Source organism: Paenibacillus sp. FSL L8-0494, assembly GCF_038003695.1.
Lineage (GTDB): Bacteria > Bacillota > Bacilli > Paenibacillales > Paenibacillaceae > Paenibacillus_AQ > Paenibacillus_AQ odorifer.
In genome coordinates this window covers 1,176,889-1,197,108 of the sequence record NZ_JBBOPQ010000001.1, presented here as the reverse complement: position 1 = coordinate 1,197,108, position 20,220 = coordinate 1,176,889, and the positions used below count along the sequence as shown (strand labels likewise).

At 46.4% G+C, this 20,220-nt stretch carries 20 protein-coding genes, 1 pseudogene and 2 other annotated features; of the genes and pseudogenes, 5 read left to right on the top strand and 16 right to left on the bottom strand.

The features are described from left to right. Positions 1-229: 229 nt before the first annotated feature. The 8 genes and pseudogenes from NYE35_RS05275 to NYE35_RS05240 form a co-directional block, all read right to left on the bottom strand. Positions 230-1,765, bottom strand: coding sequence for a 2-isopropylmalate synthase (locus NYE35_RS05275; RefSeq protein ID WP_341120299.1), 1,536 nt, complete (start codon positions 1,763-1,765; stop codon positions 230-232). 235 nt (positions 1,766-2,000) lie between these two features. Then, positions 2,001-2,281 (bottom strand) — a binding site (T-box leader). Positions 2,282-2,333: 52 nt separating this feature from the next. After that, positions 2,334-2,628, bottom strand: a binding site (T-box leader). Positions 2,629-2,670: 42 nt separating this feature from the next. Continuing rightward, on the bottom strand, positions 2,671-3,720 hold the full coding sequence (gene tsaD / locus NYE35_RS05270) for a tRNA (adenosine(37)-N6)-threonylcarbamoyltransferase complex transferase subunit TsaD (RefSeq protein ID WP_076104242.1): 1,050 nt from the start codon (positions 3,718-3,720) through the stop codon (positions 2,671-2,673). Further along, positions 3,717-4,241, bottom strand: a complete 525-nt coding sequence (gene rimI / locus NYE35_RS05265; protein ID WP_036676521.1) for a ribosomal protein S18-alanine N-acetyltransferase — start codon at positions 4,239-4,241, stop codon at positions 3,717-3,719. Before rimI ends, tsaD begins: the two co-directional genes overlap by 4 nt. Continuing rightward, positions 4,238-5,068 carry a tRNA (adenosine(37)-N6)-threonylcarbamoyltransferase complex dimerization subunit type 1 TsaB gene (gene tsaB / locus NYE35_RS05260; RefSeq protein ID WP_076104241.1) on the bottom strand — a complete coding sequence of 277 codons (831 nt, stop codon included), beginning with the start codon at positions 5,066-5,068 and terminating at the stop codon, positions 4,238-4,240. The genes rimI and tsaB overlap by 4 nt, the downstream gene beginning before the upstream one ends. Before the next feature lie 5 nt (positions 5,069-5,073). Beyond that, on the bottom strand, positions 5,074-5,556 hold the full coding sequence (gene tsaE, locus NYE35_RS05255) for a tRNA (adenosine(37)-N6)-threonylcarbamoyltransferase complex ATPase subunit type 1 TsaE (RefSeq protein WP_036676523.1): 483 nt from the start codon (positions 5,554-5,556) through the stop codon (positions 5,074-5,076). A gap of 98 nt (positions 5,557-5,654) precedes the next feature. Continuing rightward, positions 5,655-5,971, bottom strand: a pseudogene (locus NYE35_RS05250) (multidrug resistance efflux transporter family protein); the annotation flags it as partial. A gap of 153 nt (positions 5,972-6,124) precedes the next feature. After that, positions 6,125-6,310 (bottom strand): H-type small acid-soluble spore protein, encoded by a 186-nt coding sequence (locus NYE35_RS05245; RefSeq protein ID WP_036676525.1) that lies wholly within the window; start codon positions 6,308-6,310, stop codon positions 6,125-6,127. Positions 6,311-6,341: 31 nt separating this feature from the next. Beyond that, entirely contained in the window at positions 6,342-6,512 is a 171-nt protein-coding gene (locus NYE35_RS05240) for a hypothetical protein (RefSeq protein ID WP_155288087.1), read from the bottom strand. A gap of 139 nt (positions 6,513-6,651) precedes the next feature. Between NYE35_RS05240 and ku the strand changes: the two genes are divergently transcribed. Together ku and NYE35_RS05230 are read left to right on the top strand one after the other, a co-directional pair. Then, entirely contained in the window at positions 6,652-7,623 is a 972-nt protein-coding gene (gene ku, locus NYE35_RS05235; RefSeq protein ID WP_341120297.1) for a non-homologous end joining protein Ku, read from the top strand. 12 nt (positions 7,624-7,635) lie between these two features. After that, complete coding sequence (locus NYE35_RS05230) at positions 7,636-8,583, top strand: ATP-dependent DNA ligase (RefSeq protein ID WP_341120295.1); 948 nt, start codon at positions 7,636-7,638, stop codon at positions 8,581-8,583. A gap of 45 nt (positions 8,584-8,628) precedes the next feature. Here NYE35_RS05230 and NYE35_RS05225 read toward each other — a convergent pair whose 3' ends face one another. The 4 genes from NYE35_RS05225 to NYE35_RS05210 form a co-directional block, all read right to left on the bottom strand. Next, a complete protein-coding gene (locus NYE35_RS05225; RefSeq protein WP_076104239.1) occupies positions 8,629-9,435 on the bottom strand; it encodes a hypothetical protein in 807 nt (268 codons plus the stop codon). Positions 9,436-9,461: 26 nt separating this feature from the next. Then, on the bottom strand, positions 9,462-10,277 hold the full coding sequence (locus NYE35_RS05220) for a hypothetical protein (protein ID WP_076104238.1): 816 nt from the start codon (positions 10,275-10,277) through the stop codon (positions 9,462-9,464). Between the two features lie 698 nt (positions 10,278-10,975). Further along, a complete protein-coding gene (locus tag NYE35_RS05215) occupies positions 10,976-12,160 on the bottom strand; it encodes a hypothetical protein (RefSeq protein ID WP_076104237.1) in 1,185 nt (394 codons plus the stop codon). Beyond that, on the bottom strand, positions 12,124-12,702 hold the full coding sequence (locus NYE35_RS05210) for an RNA polymerase sigma factor (RefSeq protein WP_052096798.1): 579 nt from the start codon (positions 12,700-12,702) through the stop codon (positions 12,124-12,126). Before NYE35_RS05210 ends, NYE35_RS05215 begins: the two co-directional genes overlap by 37 nt. A gap of 146 nt (positions 12,703-12,848) precedes the next feature. On the opposite strand from NYE35_RS05210, the gene ligD reads away from it, so the two are divergent. Next, positions 12,849-13,733: a non-homologous end-joining DNA ligase gene (gene ligD / locus NYE35_RS05205; protein WP_036676536.1), complete on the top strand. Its 885-nt coding sequence runs from the start codon at positions 12,849-12,851 to the stop codon at positions 13,731-13,733. Positions 13,734-13,937: 204 nt separating this feature from the next. Here the strand turns inward: ligD and NYE35_RS05200 are convergent, their stop codons facing one another. Beyond that, the gene (locus NYE35_RS05200; RefSeq protein WP_235219386.1) at positions 13,938-14,777 is read right to left on the bottom strand and encodes a YitT family protein; all 840 of its coding nucleotides are present in this window, start codon (positions 14,775-14,777) and stop codon (positions 13,938-13,940) included. A 240-nt stretch (positions 14,778-15,017) separates the two neighbouring features. After that, a complete protein-coding gene (cls, locus tag NYE35_RS05195) occupies positions 15,018-16,448 on the bottom strand; it encodes a cardiolipin synthase (RefSeq protein ID WP_076104236.1) in 1,431 nt (476 codons plus the stop codon). Positions 16,449-16,609: 161 nt separating this feature from the next. Between cls and NYE35_RS05190 the strand changes: the two genes are divergently transcribed. Continuing rightward, the gene (locus tag NYE35_RS05190) at positions 16,610-17,890 is read left to right on the top strand and encodes a peptidoglycan DD-metalloendopeptidase family protein (protein ID WP_341120293.1); all 1,281 of its coding nucleotides are present in this window, start codon (positions 16,610-16,612) and stop codon (positions 17,888-17,890) included. Positions 17,891-17,927: 37 nt separating this feature from the next. Continuing rightward, on the top strand, positions 17,928-18,377 hold the full coding sequence (locus NYE35_RS05185) for a bactofilin family protein (RefSeq protein WP_038568928.1): 450 nt from the start codon (positions 17,928-17,930) through the stop codon (positions 18,375-18,377). Positions 18,378-18,385: 8 nt separating this feature from the next. Here NYE35_RS05185 and NYE35_RS05180 read toward each other — a convergent pair whose 3' ends face one another. Together NYE35_RS05180 and NYE35_RS05175 are read right to left on the bottom strand one after the other, a co-directional pair. After that, positions 18,386-19,174: an ABC transporter permease gene (locus NYE35_RS05180; RefSeq protein ID WP_038568926.1), complete on the bottom strand. Its 789-nt coding sequence runs from the start codon at positions 19,172-19,174 to the stop codon at positions 18,386-18,388. Then, positions 19,167-20,093 carry an ABC transporter ATP-binding protein gene (locus NYE35_RS05175; protein ID WP_235219382.1) on the bottom strand — a complete coding sequence of 309 codons (927 nt, stop codon included), beginning with the start codon at positions 20,091-20,093 and terminating at the stop codon, positions 19,167-19,169. Before NYE35_RS05175 ends, NYE35_RS05180 begins: the two co-directional genes overlap by 8 nt. Positions 20,094-20,220: the final 127 nt, after the last annotated feature.

Genomic DNA, 20,220 nt, shown 5'->3' with positions numbered 1-20,220 from the left:
CACATTATCCACAATTCTCACAGTGTTTCATTGCCAACAAAATTGTTTATTAGAGCATTTTGAAAAAAGCCGTTATTGCTGATTTTACGCACTTTTTACACAACTCAGGCAGAATATGTGGATAACGTTGTCCACAACTTGACAAAAGACGTAACCCCATTTTACAAGACCGAATTTATGCTAAAAAAGAACCCGCTATCTCCTAAACTGACAGCGGGCACGTCGTATTTTAGACAATCTGTGTAGAGAGCAGGGCAGCATTACAGGCTGCGATATAAGCGATGCCAGCCGCCATAATTATATCTTGGTGAGTGGCCGTGCCTCTGAATTTTAGGCCCTCCCACTCCACCATCACCGCTGCTTCTGCTTGAGCATTCTCTCCGCTTCCAAGCGAATGAAGCTCGAGTCCTGCAAAGTCTATCTCCTCAGCAATCCCTTGCCCAATAGCGGCGATAATCGCTTCAAGCGGGCCTTCGCCAGTGCTGGTATGTGACGTTTCCCGGCCAGTCTGCAGATGGCGTACCGTAACTGCGGCTACACGGCGCTGGGCACTGCCCGCCAATACCTGAACCTCACCCAGCTCATAGACCTGAGCTTGTTGTCCAGTTGTACTGCTTACCATTTGCAGCAGCTGGTCATCACTTACGACCTTTTGAAGGTCAGCGGTCTCTTTAAAGGACTCATAAAGTGCATCCAGCTCCGCAGGCTCCAGCGTTATTCCATACTTCGCAGCCCGATCCTTCAGCGCATGTCTGCCAGAATGTTTGCCTAGAATGATCATGCTGCGGGGGATGCCCAGCCGTTCGGGATCCATAATCTCATAGGTACTACGATCCTTGAGCAGGCCATCCTGATGAATCCCGGATTCATGCTGGAAGGCATTTCTTCCGACGACCGGCTTATTATAGGCGATTGGGAAATGCATCGCTCCACTAATCAGCCGGGAAGTATCATACAGTTTATCAAGCACGATACCTGTTTCTGCACCGATTGCATCGCCGCGGGTTTCGAGCGCCATAACAAGCTCTTCCAGCGCGCAGTTCCCTGTGCGCTCGCCTACACCATTCACGGTGACTTCTATCTGAGTCGCCCCTCCATCAATCGCTGCCAGACTGTTAGCTACAGCCAGCCCCAAGTCATTATGACAGTGGGCACTATAGCTGACCTTGCCGCCACCTCTTGCTCCCTGCCGCACTCTCCGGAACATCTCGCCATATTCATGTGGCAATGCGTATCCTACTGTATCCGGCAGGTTAATAATGGAGGCCCCTTCCTCTATAACTGCCTCAACCATTTCAATCAGATCATCAATCCCTGTCCGTGCAGCGTCCATGGCCGTGAATTCAACTACATCACAGAATTGTCGCGCATAAGCCGTCATCTCGCGCGCTTTAGCTACGACTTCAGCTCTGCTCATACGCAGTTGATGCTGCAAATGAATATCAGAAGAAGAAATAAACAAGTGAATCCGCCGACGTTCAGCGTCTTGAGTGGCCCGGACTGCAGCATCGATGTCTCCTTTTACGGCCCGCGCGAAACCACAAATCTCCACGTTGCGCACCTTGCGCGAAATCGTCTGCACCGCTGCAAAATCTCCAGGACTCGATACCGGGAACCCCGGCTCCATTACATCAACACCCAGATCAGCAAGCTTATAGGCCAGCAATATTTTTTGCTCAGGAGTCAGACTCGCCCCAGGGGCTTGCTCACCATCGCGCAGAGTCGTATCGAAAATTTGTATACGTTTCTTAACTGGAATAATCATCTGAATTCCTCCTAGTTTGTTTTCATGTAATTGGATGCTTTATCTCTATCCTATGCTTCAGCGCAGAACCACACGTCGACTTGCGGTTCTGCTCATTTCCCACCCACTGCTGCCGGCAGCTGATACAAATGAATCTCTGCACAATGTGCAGAGCGTTCAATTTTGGCGTCTTATGTAGCGATGAGTCCATTCCCCGGACTTCTTCTACAAGAACGCAAAAACCCGCCGTCTCTAATAAAGAGACGGCGGGTTACCCCTCCGCGGTACCACTCTTTTTGACGCATGGGCTGTCTTAATAACAAGCCTTAAAGCTGCGTCCAGCTCTTCTCCCCGGTTCAATCTGGCGTGCCAGCTTAAATCCGGAAAGGTCCGATAACGAGGACAGCCGTAGGCAGCGTACTCTTGTTCCGCCGCTCCGCTCCCGGGCGAGCTTCAAGAAATCCGGTGACTGCGTCGCACCAACCCGCAGCTCTCTGTTCACCGTCAAACTCTACTACTCCCGTTCTTAGCGTGTGTAATATAAATTATTCACCACTCTAAATCCATACAAAAAAGCCTGCCATCTCATTCAAGAGACGACAGGCTGTTAACCTTCGCGGTACCACTCTTGTTGATGCTCTGTATCGGCTAAGTTCCTGCCGATTCCAATTGAACATCCACTCTACGGTCCAGTATGTTAAGTACTAGACCACCCTATCACGGAGGTTACCCGTAAACGGTGTACAAACGTTCCGGCGACAATTGCCAGTAATGCTTCCACCGCTCCGCTCCCAGACGAGTTCAGGACTCCTTCGACTGCGTTGCACCCACCCGCAGTTCTCTTATCCCAGAGTATCCTTACTACTTCCGCTCATCGCGTTTGCTTGTTTAATTGAACTGATTATACTCGTTAGCTCCAAATGATGTCAATAGGCAGATACAGACCATTGTTCCAGTGAGAATCCAGGGTCAGCAACCATATCCAGCGGTATTCCTCCATCATGCTGCCACTTCACGTATGCAGCCGCTCCAATCATCGCCGCATTATCCGTGCAATACACCGGTGGAGGAATAATAAGTTCAATGCCCTCCGTTTCACAGCGCGAGATTAATGCCGAGCGGAGTCCACCATTAGCAGCGACACCCCCACAGAGCAATAACTGTTTGGAGTTAGTGGCTTTAACGGCGCGTACCGCCTTTTCCACCAGCACTTCTACTACGGATTCTTGGAACCCCCGGGCGATGCCTGCGACATTGGGTTCAAGACCTTTCATTTTGCTCTGATTCACCACATTCAGCACCGCCGATTTTAGACCGCTGAAGCTGAAATCATAAGAGTTCGGCTCCAGCCATACCCGCGGCAATGCAACAACTTCCGTCGCTTCGCGTGCCAGGCGGTCTACATGGGGGCCACCGGGATAAGGAAACCCAAGCGCCCGAGCCACTTTATCATATGCTTCACCTACAGCATCATCACGCGTGCGGCCGATAATTCGAAATTCACCCTCACGCTCCATATGAACCAGTTCAGTATGTCCACCTGACACTACTAGTGTCATACATGGATACTGCAACTCTGCAACCAGGCGGTTAGCATAGATGTGGCCTGCAATATGATGCGTGCCAATTAACGGCTTGCCCCATGCAAGGGCAAGGCTTTTAGCTGCTACTACACCGACCAGTAAAGCGCCCACCAACCCCGGGCCTTGAGTCACCGCTACCGCAGTCAATTGTTCGGGTGTAACGCCTGCCTTGGCGAGCGCTTCCTCGATTACGAGCGTAATTACCTCCACATGTTTACGGGAAGCCACTTCTGGCACCACGCCCCCAAAAGCGCGATGTGTCTCTATTTGACTCGAGATAATGTTGGATAACACTTCTGATCCGTTTTTGACCACGGCCACCGAGGTTTCATCACAACTGGTCTCTATAGCAAGTATTAGTACAGGTTGAGCTGTGCCTGTTTCTGTCTTCATTTCAAGTCCACGCTTCCTTCCAAATAGCCGTGCTCCTTATACTCCGGTAGATCCGCCCACATAATGAGTGCATCCTCGCGATTATCGGAATAATATCCTTTGCGCGTGCCGGCAGAACGAAAGCCTTTTTTACGATATAAATTCTGAGCTACCTCGTTGGATACCCGCACCTCAAGTGTAATGGACTTCATGCCTACGTAAGAGGCAGTATTCATTAACTCTTCCAACAGGCGCTCACCCCATTTACGTCCACGATAAGCTTCGAGTAAGGCAATATTCGTCACATGCGCCTCATCCACGATAGCCCACATTCCAGCATAGCCAATTATATGACCCGCCAGCTCCATGACCATGTATTTAGCAAAATGATTATGCGTCAGCTCATTCCGGAAAGCTTCCTCTGTCCACGGCATGGTAAAGGCTTCGCGCTCAATAATAAGAATGTCCGGAATATCCTCCAGCTTCATCAGGCGAAAAACAAGATCAGCCTCTTGTGCTCTCAATGATTCCACTTCCGTCATCGTTTTAAGCCTCCTTTACTACTTAACCGCAGATTGGCCTCCGCTTCCGAAATCTGAGTATAGTTAGGGATTAAGCTATGAATATCATCATTCTCTACTTGCAGCCGGGCTTCACCAAGGAAGCCTGTCCAACGCCCCTCCAGCTCATAAGGAACTTCTACAGAAGTGCCGAGTTCCGCCAGCGGATGTAGTGATTCTTCGCTGCCATGTACAGCGGTTTCTCCAACAAACCATAGAATAGCTGGTTTAGTTCCTTCGGCTGAAGCCTGTTGTAAACGTTCTGCCAAGTACTCCACCCAGTCGGCCATCAACCGGATGGCATCTGGTTCAAGGCGGCTGAGAGCACTATTCCCATCCGCTGCGAATAACCCTGTGTAGACCTGTCCTCTGCGCGCATCCATCAGTGGAATGATCCAGTCTGGACCGTAGCCACTGTTCGCACTGGCTTGTCCTGACTCTGCTGTCGTCTTATTCTTAAGGGCTGTTTCATACCCACCCCATGCCACAGCATGCAGGCTCGAAACACCAACTACCGGGACATTCCATGCCCAAGCCAGCGTTTTGGCAGCCGTAACCGCGATCCGTGTTCCCGTATAAGATCCCGGACCCACACCAACTGCAATCCCGCCCAGATTAGCAACGGTTGTTCCCGAAGCTTGCAGCGCCTGCTCTATAATCGGCAGCAAATGCACCGAATGATTCCGTTCACCGGAAGCATTAATTTCATGCAATAATTCTCCATTTTCGGTCACTGCAACCCCCAATACAGCAGTTGATGTATCCAGCGCTAAAAGCCGCTTGCGCGGCTCTGTATTCTCGTTCGTCATTTTTATTAACCCCACTTCTGGATCAGCTCCCGGCAAAGCTCACCATAAGGTGCCCCGATTCCGGTCACCGTAATGATTCGTTCCTCCGGTCCAACTGTTTCCATGTATATATGCATATGCCGCGGCGGCATTAACTCCGTAATAATACTGCTCCATTCTACCAAACAAACACCCTGACCATAGAAATACTCATCCAATCCAAGCTCATCTGCTTCCTGAAGTGAAATTCGATATACATCCATGTGATATAACGGCAGACGACCTTCGTACTCTTTAATAATAGTAAAAGTAGGACTGTTTACGATCCCTTTCACTCCAAGATGGCGAGCGTAACCTTGCGAGAAGGCCGTTTTTCCTGCGCCTAGATCACCGTCCAAACCGATAACCATGCCTGCCGTTGAAGCAGCAGCTATTGCACTTGCCAGTTGCTCCGTATCCTGCAGATTGTAAGAACGGTAAGTGAACACCGTTTCGACTGTTTTGTCCAACTACAACTACCACCTTTTAAAATATCCCTGTCGAAAACCATTACATTCAATTATATCGGTATGGTCCATCCACCGCAACAACTGTCCCTGCCCATTGTTTAAGCCGAAGGAGGTACAGCCCTCTTCTTCGCTTGCGTGGTTAAGCTGGATTTCGATAATGAACACTGCGAGAAAAGGCTATGTAGAATCATTCCAGGGATAATCACTAAGATTCCGACCATGACAATAAAGAAGGTGAAGGCGAAGACAGGATCAGCATTTTACCTAATAATGCGAATAATACCTCCAGAGATTGAGTGGCTTCGACTACCGCTAATCCGCTCATACTGCTCCTTACCATATCCGTAGCTTGAAAAAATAATACTGTCGCAATAATTCCTGAACTCAGCGCAACAATAATGGACTTTCCTGCCTGACCCAATATATTGGTTTAAATCTTACACCGTCAACCTTGATGTCAGTTATGCTCCAAATCAAAAAAGAGACCTTTACGCAAACTTAAGCATAAAAAGTCTCTTTTTTTAAAAACTATAATTCAGCTTTAACGTACGCTCTAAGTTGACCTTTGTTAGTGCTCTTGCTCTTCGAGTCGCTCAACACCCACAGTGTGCGTATTGGTTGGTCGAGAGCCAACTTGTACCGTAGCCATTCCGTTCTCTTCATCCACATGTTCAATCCATACAGGCTCCCCATCCAAATGTACACTTACCGTTTCTTTAGAAGCATAAATATCCTGTGCCCGTTTGACGTCCACAACTGTTCTCCTCCTTTATCTTTCCTAAAGTTTACGATTCTAAGGGTGACGTATCTTCGAGGGTTCGTTCCGCATCTAGCTTTTCCGAATCGGATACCTGACTGGCCTCCGTGGGCGCAATAATGCTCTCCCAATCCACAACTGTGGCCGGAATATCCTGCTCGCTCAGCGCATCGCTCCATTCGTTATCTCTTGGTTCCATACCTTAGATTCTCCTCCTCAACTTCACAGGTCCGAGTTTATTTTTTCCCAAGCTTCTCAAAAAATGCACCCGGCTAGAAAAGCCTTTCCTGCCTCATACTAACCCAAAGCAAATCAACTTAGATCAGGAGGTGTTTCTCATGCATACCGTTTGGAAAGGTGCCATCAGCTTCGGGCTTGTGCATGTTCCGGTTAAAATGTTCTCCGCTACGGAAGACAAGGACGTTTCTCTGCGTTATATCCATAAGGAATGTGGCAGCCCGCTGTCGTATGTACGCAAATGCCCGGTGTGTGACAAAGAGGTCGCTTGGGAAGAGATCGGTAAAGGATATGAGTATGAAAAAGGGAAGTTTGTTCTCTTCGACAAAGAGGAATTGGATCAACTATCCGACGAGACCAGTAAAAGCATCTCCATTCTCGACTTTGTTGACCTGACGGAAATCGATCCGATTTATTTTCAAAAAACCTATTATTTATCCCCGGATCAGGCAGGCTCAAATGCTTATCGACTTCTTATGGAGGCCATGAAGCAGACAGGTAAAATTGGCATCGCCAAAATTTCAATTCGCTCAAAAAGCAGTCTGGCAGCGATCCGTGTGCTTGAGGATTGCCTTGCGATTGAGACCATTTTTTATCCAGATGAGGTGCGGCCGATCTCACAAGTGCCCGGTCTGCCCGAAGCAGGGACAGTGAACGATAAAGAGCTGGAAATGGCTAAGCTGCTGATCTCACAGCTATCCACTCCTTTTGATCCGGCAAAATATACCGATGATTATCGCCAGCGTATGCTTGATCTGATTTCACATAAAATTGCAGGCGAGGAATTTCATATCGCTCCTGCTAAACAGGAAAGCAATGTGATTGATCTAATGGCTGCCTTGCAGGCCAGTATTCAAGCTGTGCAGCATATTCCTTCAGACCCTGGTCCTTCATTAACAGGCACCACAAAAACCAAAACTAAAGCGGCTCCTGCTGCCAAAAGAAAAACTACCAAGACCAAAACAACCGCCGCGGAACCTGCGGAGCAGCAAAACGAGGTCTCCGGGCCGACTCCTGTTATTACGCCGAAACCGAAACGCCGCAGCACAAAAAGCAAAACAACCGTATCTTAGGAGGCTCTGCGGATGAAGCTTCAGCCCATTATTCCTTTTGAACCTATACTGGCTGGGCTGCTTCCAGCAGGTGACCAGTGGATCGCACAAATTAAATGGGACGGTGTGCGGATGTTGTCCTATTACGATGGAAGCACTACTCAGCTTATTAACAGACGTGGCAATTACCGTACCATGCAATACCCGGAGCTTACTGATGTATCTGCTTACTGCAAGGCTGGCTCCGTTATTCTTGATGGTGAGATCATCGCACTCAAGGACGGCAAACCCTCATTTCACGAGGTGATGCGGAGGGACAGTTTAAAAAATGGTTCCACGATTTCCGTCGTTAGGCATCAGGTTCCTGTCATTTATATGATTTTTGATATTCTGTTTTATAATGGCCAATCGACGATGGATCAACCATTATTCTTGCGGCAGCAGCTGTTAAGTGACATTCTGCTGCCCCATCCCCATGTTCAAGCTGTGCCAAGTTATACCGATCCTACAGAACTGTTCGCCGCCACTCAGAACCAGCGTTTGGAAGGAATCGTCTGCAAGGACATCAACAGTACTTATGCTCCGGGCGGAAAAGATAAACGTTGGCAGAAACGCAAAATCAGTTCTGACATTACAGCTGTAGCCGGGGGTGTGACGTTCCGTGACGGTATCGTCAACGCACTACTTCTTGGTCTTTATGATGATAAAGGAAATTTGCATTATATCGGACATGCCGGTCCGGGCAAATTGACTGTACAGGATAAACGCGACTTAACTGCGGAGGCACACCGCCTTAAGCTGGATCGGATGCCCTTTGCTGATGTTCCACAGCGAGGCAAGGGTGCTTTTTGGATAAAGCCGGAGCTCGTCTTCAAAGTTCATTTTCTGGAATGGAACACCTCAGGCACTCTGCGTCAGCCTGTTACTCAAGCTAAAGTGGATCTTCCCCCGGAGTCATGCACAATGGAGCAAAAAGGATAAATTAATAAAGAAACGTCCTCCCAATCTGAAGTGGGAGGACGTTTCTTATTGCACTGTAAGTCTTGTTACATGGGCCTCCAGCTCTGCCTTTGTCTGCGCAGTATTTTTTGTACTCGTAAGCGTATAATCGACACTTCCATCAGCACTGGACCATACCAGCTGGACTTTAAGATCTCCGTGATGAGGCCCAAAAACTGTGTAAACCGCCTCAACTCCGTTGATGTTCAAATTCTCATCTTGGTCGCCAGGCAGCTGGGCCAAAGTCACCCCTTCCGGTAGCGTGTATGCAGGTGCAGATCTTAAATTCACCCTCTCTCCATTTCGTAGATAGGTAATAGAAGTTTCTGTATTGCTCCACTTCAAGCTTTGCGAAATCACCTTTTTACCCCCAGCTTGGGCTTTAGCTTTTAACTGATCCCTGAGGGTCTTATACTCTGAGCTAAAAAACATTGGAATCACTGGATTTAAAACGACATCCTGTAACTTATAATCCTCTGGTAGAGAAGTGGGTATCAGGAGTGACTTCCCGCTTAAGGAAAAAAACTTCTGCGCCGCTTCGTTTATAGAACTGAATCTATATGGCATATAGCTTATACTCAAGGTTTCATGTGGATTAGATTTCTTATCATTTACATACAGAACCTTAAGTTCGCCTGCTTGTAAGGGAACCGTATTTTCTTTGGCAATCAAAGCTTCAATCGTTGAAGATACGGGCGTATTCTGCTCAACGGGTGCGGTAGCTTTACTTTTATTATTACTCCCCGCAGGCACTGCGCCTGCTGTTCCACTCACCGCACTCATCAATACTAATAAGCTTAAGGCTGTAATCGCCGCGCTTTTCTTAATCGTCATTATAATATCCTCCTTTAGCCCCTTGGTTATTTGATCATGGTTTTAGCTACCGCCAACATTTCATTTGTCGTCAGCGTACTAGCCCGATTGTCTGAAAGGGTATATTGTATCGTGCCTGAGTTATCCAGCCACACTAGCTTTGTGTTAAAGCTTGCGTCTTTAGCGGAATCAGTTGTAAGTACTACTTTCCTGCCGTTGACCGTTAATTCTTTCTTAGTTTCCGAAGCTCGTACAAAAGGTACCGCTCCTTCTGGAAGTTTGGCGGGCGGCGACCCAGTTACAATGCTAAAATTAGCTTTTCCTTTGGCATACAGCTGCATAGACAAATTCGTCTGGTTCCAGCTGATGATTTTACTAAACAACTGTTTATTAGAATTACCAGCAGCTGCTGCTGCTTTCAATTCCTGCTCTAGTTGCAAGTACAGCTCTGAATCATTAGCTACAGCCGGTGGATAGATGATGGCTGTCGCCAGAGTGAAGCCTTTGGGAAGATTTCCGGGCTGCGGAGAAGACGGACCCTTTAGCGCTTTAAACTTAGCTGCAAAGGATTTATAGTCTTTAAAAACAAACCCTTTACCAGAGAAGCTGATCGTATCCTGTGGATTGGAGACTTTATCCCGTACGTAGTAGGCCAAAAGCGAACCTTCCTTCACTCCAGCTACGAGTGCCTGCAATTCCTTTTGAGTCTTCTGATCAGTTTGTGATGCAGCCTGCTGTCCTGATGCCACCGCAATTGTAAGGGACAAGCCAGGTACATCCTCACCCCCGGCCACTCCTGTTCCCAGCAAGATTGCTGCAGAGAGTGCGATCAGTGTTTTTTTGAAATCATAATGAAGCTTCAATTTCTAACATCCTCTCCTTCAAAATGGTAATGTATTTTCACCACTTTTTTTAACTACACTTCTATAACAATCCATCATTAGAAAAAGGGACATTTTCTCACAAAAAAGAGGCTGTCCCAAAAGCCATGAAATAGTTGCTTGGGACAGCCTCTTTTTTGTTCTTAACATTACAAGTGACGCATTAAGTGATGCTCCTAAGGATGCAATATGTGAAGCACTTATAGAACAATTGGGGGATTTCTCCCTAAAATTCAGAGATTTCTGTTCATCGGACTTATAATTAGGGAAAACTTCCCTGAAATTCAGCCAATTCGGCAACGAATAAAGAAATTCCCATGATTATTAGGGAGGAATTCCCTGATTTCGTTCATTTAGGGCAAATAGCGGCTATTTTCAGGGAGTTTTTCCCTAATTAGTTTAAAGCACTCTATACATTGCACAAACACAGAACGTAACGCCCATAGTCCACCGTCACATATACCACTAATTCCACAAAATCATCTACTGCAAGCCGCACGAAAATCACACATAGCACATCGCCCACCGCCCCAACCATTAGCATAGAACACTACGCGTGGCATATCGTCACATGGCACAGTAATATCCATTACTTTTCCTATTCCATAAAAAAAGCTGCCTCCCAAGTAGAATTCACTACTTTTGAGACAGCTTCTCATAATGTACAGTTAGAACAGTAGCTAGTGAATAAAACTGGTGGCAATCTTTTGCCATTGCTCACGAGTCAGTTTACTCTCCTGCTTGTCGCTTAGAGAAAGAACCATCTGGGTGGCTTCATCATACCAATACAATCGATTCTGAGAAGACCAAGCTTTCTTCCCTTTTCCAGTACCCGCCGCGATAAAAACTGCCTCTTTCCTCGTGCCTGTCACAGACCATTTTTCAGCAGTCTGGCCTTCCAAGATAGACACTTGCATGGTATAACCCCTAAAGGCACTCTGCCTTAAGGATAGTGTTATTCTTTCATGTCCCTTGTGGTAGGTAACTTCAGCATTATCTATGGAATTTACAGCTATCTTCTCCATAAACAACTTTTGGCCAGTTTTATCGGTTGTAGCCTTTTTTTGAAATTGTTCAAGGATTTCTTCATATTCTGTGTCTAGCGACCTGTATAGGGGAGCTGCATTAAAAGTTCCTTGCTCGAATTCATAACCATCAGCTAACGAGGAAGGCAACCCTGGCCAGAAATCGCCAACATTTTTTAATTCTTTTACGAAGTCTTGATATTTCGAATACACCGGCGAAATAAAAGCAAACTGCAATTGATTTCCATAGCCTAACCCTAACTCCAGCTTATTTAATTCAGCATCCTTCACATAATAAGCAGCCATTTCCCCAGTGTTTAAACGAGCAAGCACTTGCTCTTTATAAGTCATAGATAAGCTCTGATACTTCTCTATCGCAGGCGAGGTTGTCGGATCAGGCGTATTATTATGCACCGTCTTCACAACAGCCTTCCCTCCGCTGTTCACTAGTGTAATAATACCACCTTGGGGTTTTGTGATATCAATTGTAAACTGGCTACCTTGTTCCGATAACTTTCCATGTTCAGACAGCTGCAGAGCACCCAACCCGATAATCCCCAGCAATACAGCCGCGGAGACTCCAGTGAGCACTCTTTTTCTAAACCTAGACGGGTGTTGGGGCATCTCCTTTTGCTTCTGCATAATAGGATCTTCCGGTTCTGGGAACGGCTTCAGCTCGCTAACCATGCTCGTCCTTTCACCGTCAATCCTATTCTGTTGTTCATGAATTGCTCTTACCCGCTTCATAACAGCTGCTTTTACATCCAGCTCTTCGCAGCTCCCTACCGCATCCATTTTCTTGATCATTTTCTCTTCAACAAAGCCTCGTTGCCGCACCATTCCGTTCCCCCTTTCTGAGCATTCAGCATTTTGCCAAGCTTCGTAATCGTTCGCCTGTATTTCTTCTTCACAGCATCAGTATTCTTATCCAGAATCTCCGCAATCTCCGGGAAGCTCTGTTCCTCAAAGATTCTAAGTACTAACAGGTTTCGCTCCTCTGTCTTCAGCTTCGCGAGGGCTAAAGTCAGATGTTCGTTAAATATGTAACGGTCCATCAACTGTTCCGGGCTTTCTGCAGGCGGATCTGGTTGATAAAGCGCCATAAACTTTATATGGCTTTGACGTTTGCGGATTAGACTAAGGCAATGATGGTAGGCAATTTTATATAGCCATGAAGAGAAGCTCGCGGTAGGGCGGTATGTGCCTATATGCTGATATGCCTTTACCAGAATATCCTGTACTGCATCCTCAGCTTCAGTACGGCTCCCAAGCAGCCGACAGCAATAGCGGTAAATCGGCTTTTGAAAAGCCTCGACGACCAAGGCATAAGACTCAACCTCGCCTGCCTGTACCCGAACAACGGTGTGCTCGATCCCGTCCAAAATCAGCAAACTCCCCTTTCTAATAATCGTATATCTTTATAAGTCTTATGATCATCCAAAAGGGACACTTTGGGAATATTTTTTTCATGAAAAGGAGCAGACTGACACATAATACCTTCATTCCTATCACAGAAAGGAGTTTCCCGATGCCGGCAGCGATCAAAGGTACAATTACCATAGACGGAGAAGAAATCATCATCACTAATCCAGAGAAGCTGCTGTGGCCTGAATGTGGCATTACAAAACGGATTTATCTGCAAAAGCTCGCTGCACTCTCTCCCTATCTGCTGCGTTATTGCCGAGACCGGCTGCTTACCGTCATTCGTTATCCGCACGGCATCTCTGGAATGTCCTTTTATCAGAAAAATGCGCCTGATCCTCTTCCGGCCTTTGTCCAAACCGCTGTACACGAGAATATTAACTATATCAAGCTGCAAGGCTTACCTGAGCTGATCTGGCTGGGGAATCTGGCTGCTTTGGAATTTCACCCTTCCCTGCATTATGTAGGCAGCGAGCTGCCCTGTGAATGGATGATTGATCTTGATCCTTCACTTGAAATCGAACCTCGTATCATGGAAGCAACTGCGATCGTTGGGGCGGTTTTAACCTCCCTTGGCCTCTCCTCTGTACCCAAAACCTCTGGTGCTACCGGGGTGCAGATCATCGTCCCTATCGAGACTGGTGTTACTTTTGATGGATTGCGGAAAATCGGGCATTTTGTGGGTCGTTATGTCACCGAAAAGCATCCCAACCTGTTCACCCTGGAACGTCTAAAAAAGAATCGCGGAGATAAAATCTATTTCGACTACCTCCAGCATTATAGCGGCAAAACATTAGCTGCACCTTACACACCGCGTGCAAGACCGCTTGCTACAGTTTCTACACCCTTGCTCTGGGAGGAGGTTCAGCAAAATGTATCTCCCTCTAATTTTCATCTGCTTAATATCGAGGAACGCCTTCAGCGTATGGGAGATCTTTTAGAGAAAGTGCCACCACAGCCTGTTGAACAGCTCATCGCTAAGCTCCCATAAAGGAGCAATCCCATAGAAAAAAGACCCCAAAAACAGCAATAAGCCCGCAGCATCAACTACATGCTACGAGCTTATTTGGCGTCCCACTCAAGGACAGAAGGTATACTATATAAGAATACGGCATGCCGAGCTTTGTTCACCGTATTTATTGCTTTTTTATCCGTAAAAATACCTTCTTTCAGTTAATGATACTTAAGAGCTACGCTAGTGGATGGATTTCTTCTTGAAGCGGCCACCTTTAACATCATGGATGTTACCTATTGCGATGAATGCATCAGAATCCCAATCTTCAACAATGGTTTTAAGCTTAGCTTCTTCCAGACGGGTGATAACTACAAAGATCACTTTCTTGTTCTCACCGGAAAATCCGCCTTCTCCATCTAAATAAGTAACACCACGTCCGAGACGCTCTGTCAGAGCTTCCCCAATATCGCGGAATTTATCGCTGATAATCCATACTGATTTCGATTGATCCAGACCCTCAAGGGTAATGTCAATAACCTTAAATGCAATATAATAAGCAATCAGGGAGAACATCGCGTTATTCCAACCGAACACAAATCCAGCTCCGGACAAGATGAACAGGTTGAAGAACATAACTACTTCACCTACAGAGAAGGGAAGCTTCTTAGCCACTAAAATCGCAACAATTTCTGTACCGTCTAGAGATCCCCCGAAACGTACAACCAACCCAACACCTACACCTAGTATGATACCGCCAAACACGGCAGCAAGCATCGGTTCAACTGTAAAGGCCTCTACATGATGCAGCATTGAAGTGCCGATAGACATAAGTAAAATCGCATATAAGGTAGATAAGGCAAATGTCTTACCGATTTGCTTATAACCGATTAACAGGAACGGAAGATTGAGCAGTGTCAATAAAATACCCAGAGGAATGTCGAATAAATGTGATAAAATAATGGAGATACCGGTAATCCCGCCATCAATCATTTGATTAGGTACTAGGAATATCTCAAGTGCAACAGCCATCATGGCGGCCCCAATGGATAACATAACCATACGCTGCGCGAACTTAGCCATTTTATGGGCACCGGTCTTCTGCAGTTTGTTCTGCTCCTCTTTGGTAAACATTTGTGGACTCACATTCATAGAACTCCCCCTACAATTTAACAATATAGTTTTGAAACATTCGGAAGTATAATTACAATCTATACTTTCTTACATTTCTTCTTATACAATTATTATATCACAAAATATGCTCTAATAATGAATGGAACACGTACTATCCTTCGAAAAATTCAGATTTAGTCCTCTTTCCGGTCATAACAGCGGTGATAACAACTGACATAGCCCTTCACCGAGTTTGACAATTCTCCCTCTCTCCTTAAATTTTACAGGATCAATGAATTCACTATGCTTTTGATCCTTTTCAAACCCCGCGACTAGCACTGCTATCGTCTCAGGATGCAGCAAAACCGCTGTCATTTCGAAATTAGAATAGAAGCTGCGCATATCCAGATTCGCACTTCCCACCGTACCCAGCAGATCATCCACAATCATGACTTTGGCATGCATAAATCCTTTGGTGTAGCGATAGAACTTCACGCCTGCATCTTGTAAATTCTCCAGATAAGACAAAGAAGCATGATAAACGAGCTTATTATCAGGCTTCGCCGGAATGATGATTCTAACATCCACTCCACGAAGGACTGCACTCTTCAAAGCACGACAAATCGCAGGGTCCGGAATAAAATACGGTGAAGTAATCCAGATCCGTTCCCTAGCAGAGCAAAAAGCGGCAAAATACATCTCCTGAGAAGCATCGATCGCAGCATCCGGTCCACTTCCTACAATCTGCACGGCTTCTTGCTCCTTACAAAAATGCTCAGGGAACAAACGAGGATGGCTCATACCTTCACCAGAGGCCAGTCTCCAATCCTTCAGGAAAACATACTGAATATAATAAACAGAATCTCCTTCTAGACGCAGATGAGTATCGCGCCAGTAACCCATCTTGGCGTCCTTTCCTAAATAATCATCCCCGATATTCATTCCACCCGTAAAACCAATCAATCCATCCACCACTAGGATCTTCCGATGATTGCGGAAATTAAAACGACGATCCAGTAAAGAACTAACCGGAGGTAAAAAAAAGTGGAACTCCACCCCGGCATTTCTCATGGTTTGAATAAACCTACGGCTTAATCGATGACTGCCCAGTCCATCACAAAGCAAACGCACCTTAACTCCCTGCCGCGCCTTTCGTATCATAACGTCCTGAAATTGCTCTCCGATCTCATCATCACGATAAATATAAAATTGCATGTGGATATGTTCTTTTGCCTCTTCCATGGCTTTCAGCATTGCGTCGTACGCTTCTCTCGCAGTTGACAGTACTCTGCTTTTGTTATGGCCTGTAATAGGCCCTTCCGAGAGCTTTGCAAGCAAAACCAATAAACCTTCGTTATTCTCAAACTGAGCGTTTCCAGTATCCGACGCTTGTTTTACTACCTTAATCTTGCCAGTGACATACGAACGAATTTCCCGGAAGAGCGAAGTACATCTTTTGTTCAATTTTCTATTCTGTCTGTAGTCACGACCTAGAAAATAATAGAATGCCAGACCAAGCGGTGGACAACAGAAGGAAATAAACAACCATGCTATAGCCCTTTGCGGGCGGCGGTACTCCAGAAATACAATCAATGCAATCTGTATGATAAAAAGAATTAGAATTATCGCAAAAATCTTCAATTCTCTACCCCCTCAATTAATAAAAACAGATGCAATAGACTCTCTGCGATGACTCTAGTACAGGTTTTGCCGTAACTCTCCTTCTTTATTCAAACAAACCGTTGTCATGTTCCTGAAAGATATGGAATACATAGAGTAGTAGTACAATTCGGATGAGCCTAATGGAAGAAAAGTCGTTAGCCTCAGGTATCGCAAGCGGCTGCCATAAGCCGCAGAAAGGAGAAGCCATGAAGAGTCAGCCAGATCATAAACGGATTACGCTGCTTGTCGTAAGGGATGCCGGACGTCCAGTCAAACAGCTCCACATCTCCAAACCGCTAGCGTTCGCTTTGCCGGCAGCAGCAGCCCTCTCTATCTCCAGTCTGGTCACCTCTATGCATTTCCATGCCTCTCAGTCCATCTCACAGCTAGAAGCCGAGGCAGCCGCACTATCGCTAACCAATCTCCGCATGGAAATGAAGGTCGCCGACAAGGATAAAGATTTAACCCAGCTTCGTAGCCAGGTCAGCGAACTTTCGGAAGAGGCAGATAACATTAAAGACAAGCTGAAGAGTGTAAATGCACTGGAACAGGAGCTGCAAGCATTGATTAACAAAAGCAAAGGTGCTGCTGCCGCTACAGACACGAATGAATCCCAACCGGAGAAATCCGCAACAGAAAAATCAAAAGCTGGATCGGCCACTTCAAATTCAACATTAGGTTTATCGAGCCGTCTTTCTTCTCCTGTTCCTAAAGAGACCTCCTTTAAGCAGAGTACTGAAGAGAACTCATCTTCCACTTCTCTATCCGCCATAAGTTTCCGCTTTGGAGCCATTACTGCAGCCCTTCCAAAAACACTCCCCCCACAGGTTGGTGGAGAATACATCGCGGTGTATCAGAACGACGCTACAAGCTTGGTGGAAGAAACTAAGGATGACTTTGAGGAGATTCACGGAATGCTTGATGAAATGGTGGAAAGTATCACACAGACAATCACACAGGCAGAGCATGAGAATAACGTACAAGCAAATCTGCAAGCTCAAAAGGCCCGTGCAGAAAAGGCTAGACTTAACGCAGTACCGCTTTGGCCTACCGAGTCCAAAGTTATTTCTTCAAGCTTCGGCTACCGCTCAGATCCATTCAAAGGTTTGTCTGCTTTCCATTCCGGTGTCGATATTGCCGGGAACATCGGTGATCCTGTATATGCTGCCTTAGATGGCGAGGTTATTACTGCGGAACAAATGGGCGCACGCGGAAAATACATCGTGCTTAAGCATTCAAACGGGTTGGAAACCTGGTACATGCATTTGAACGGAATGAACGTATCTGCCGGAGACAAGGTTAGCAAGGGGCAAAAAATCGGCTTGCTTGGAAGCACTGGCCGAAGCACAGGTCCTCACCTTCATTTTCAGGTTGTGAAGCAGAATAAAACTGTCAACCCTTTGGCGTATGTCAAACCCTAAGGATTCATTCAATATATATAATAGGAGGAATTTATAAATGTGGAACAAACGGCAGCAGCGTGTCCCCTTTAAATCTACCGATTCCCTAATAGGGCATGGAGGAACACTGGAGGGCAAGGTGCAATGCGATACAAACCTGCGGATTGAGGGTACTTTTAGCGGTGAGATTATTTGCAGTGGTGTCGTGACTGTAGGAGAAGAAGGAACAGTGCGCTCCAGTATTAAAGCGGAGGAAATCGTGATTGCCGGCAAAGTATACGGGGATGTTACCGCAGACCGCAGACTCATTATGACCGGAACCGGGGAGTTACATGGTAATATTTCAGCAGGAGCACTTAGCATTATGGAAGGCAGCCTCCTGAATGGCTCCATTGCCATGCAAGAACAGCCCACCTCTGAAAAAGCAGGTGAGCCCAAAAGTAATATGAAAAAGGACAAGGCAGCCAAGCGCTCCTCCAAAGCACAAGGAACACTCGAAGCCGGCTAGACTTATTTCTATGAGGCAACGTCCCTTTTACGGAAGACAATCCAGGAAATGGCCAGGAATAGGATATAGTACACCGCTAGTACAGCTATGGAGAAGCCAAGTGTAGAGCCCCCCGGACCCGTATCCGACAATAGGTAGCCTCTTAGATCCATATGTGTGAAGATCAAGTATTGGGCCCATTCAAACCGTTCTGGACTAAAAATAACCGTAAAAATACTCTTGGCAAACATAATAAATAAGGATAATCCAATAGCCAGTCCACTTGCGCGGAATACGCTAGATACCATGAAAGCCAGAGCAGCGGTCAGGAAAAGCTCAATGTAACGACATAGGAGATCTAGGAAGGAATATTCCGCTGGGCTCCAAGCCGTAATGGATGACATCGTATCTCCCGAAGATGAGGAGAAGATTAACGAAGCAGCAAAGCCAAAAGCAATCAATACTGCGGTGCTAAGCAAACTGAATAACACCATGGAAATATATTTCGAGAGCAGGATCTTGGAGCGACTCCACGGGCGAATCAGCAGCAGCTTGATGGTTCCCCAGGTAAATTCGCCCGCTACGGAGTCAGAAGCCACTACAACGGTAAATATTGTATTCAAGAAGAACGCAATACTCACCGTCATCTGAAAGTTGTCCCAAAGCCCCATGAGCGATGAATCGCCTTCGCTTGTGAAATAAATAAGCGCAGGAAGCAGCACGCTCATCACTGCAAGAATAAGCAGCATAATCCATGTGCGGACACGGCTGTATATTTTGATATTCTCATTATGTATGAGAGCTGTAAATTCACCCAATTCCTTCACCTCCTGTAACCTCTAAGAATTGATCCTCCAGCGTACGGGCAAGGGCTCTGATGCTATACACCTTAATCCCACCTGCCACTAGCTTGGCATTTAATTCTGCGATCTCCTCACGCTCTGCCTCAAGCACAAGTCCCCCACTCTTAAATACTCCACGTCCAATGAGGGCTAGAGCAGCTTCAGCATTATCAACCTCGAACAAGGTTTCTCCCAGAGGCATTGCAGTATTGCCTACCCCTTTCAGCTGCTTCACATCCACCAGTCGTCCATTTTGGATAATCGCCACGCTGTCACACATGAGCTCCATCTCGGAAAGTAAATGACTGGAGACGAATACAGTTGTTCCTTCTTCCTGACATAAACGGCGTAAATAGTCTCTAAGCTCGCGTATCCCTTGTGGATCCAGGCCGTTGGTTGGCTCATCTAGAATCAGCAGCTTGGGTCTGTGCAGCAGTGCCTGAGCCACTCCCAGCCTCTGACGCATTCCCAGTGAATAGGTCTTAACTTTGTCATGAATTCTTTGACCTAGTCCAACTAGCTCGACGACTTCGTCTATCCGTTGCTTCGTTACCCCTGGCACCATCCGTGCATATTGGCGCAGATTCTGATAACCGGATAGGAACTTGTACATCTCAGGATTTTCTACAATGGCCCCTATATTTGCGATAGCCTCTTCAAAATGGTTTTTAATACTACGGCCACAGATCAAGATGTCTCCACGACTAATGGAAATCAACCCCACCATCATCCGTATTGTAGTAGTCTTACCTGCTCCGTTGGGCCCCAAAAAACCGAAGATTTGTCCAGGCGGGATGTCCAGCGTTAAATCGCTCACCAGCGTTTTCGAGCCGATTTTTTTGGTGACTCCCTGCAGGCGGGCAACAGGCTCCATCAATATTTCTGTATTCGACATAGTCTCACTTCCTTTCATCTATAACCTAGTTTACCACATATACCCTTTTTTCCGAAAATCACTAGAGGATACGAGTCTGCCATCTAAAAAAAGGAACCTGACTTCTCCGGCATTAGGAAGAGTCAGG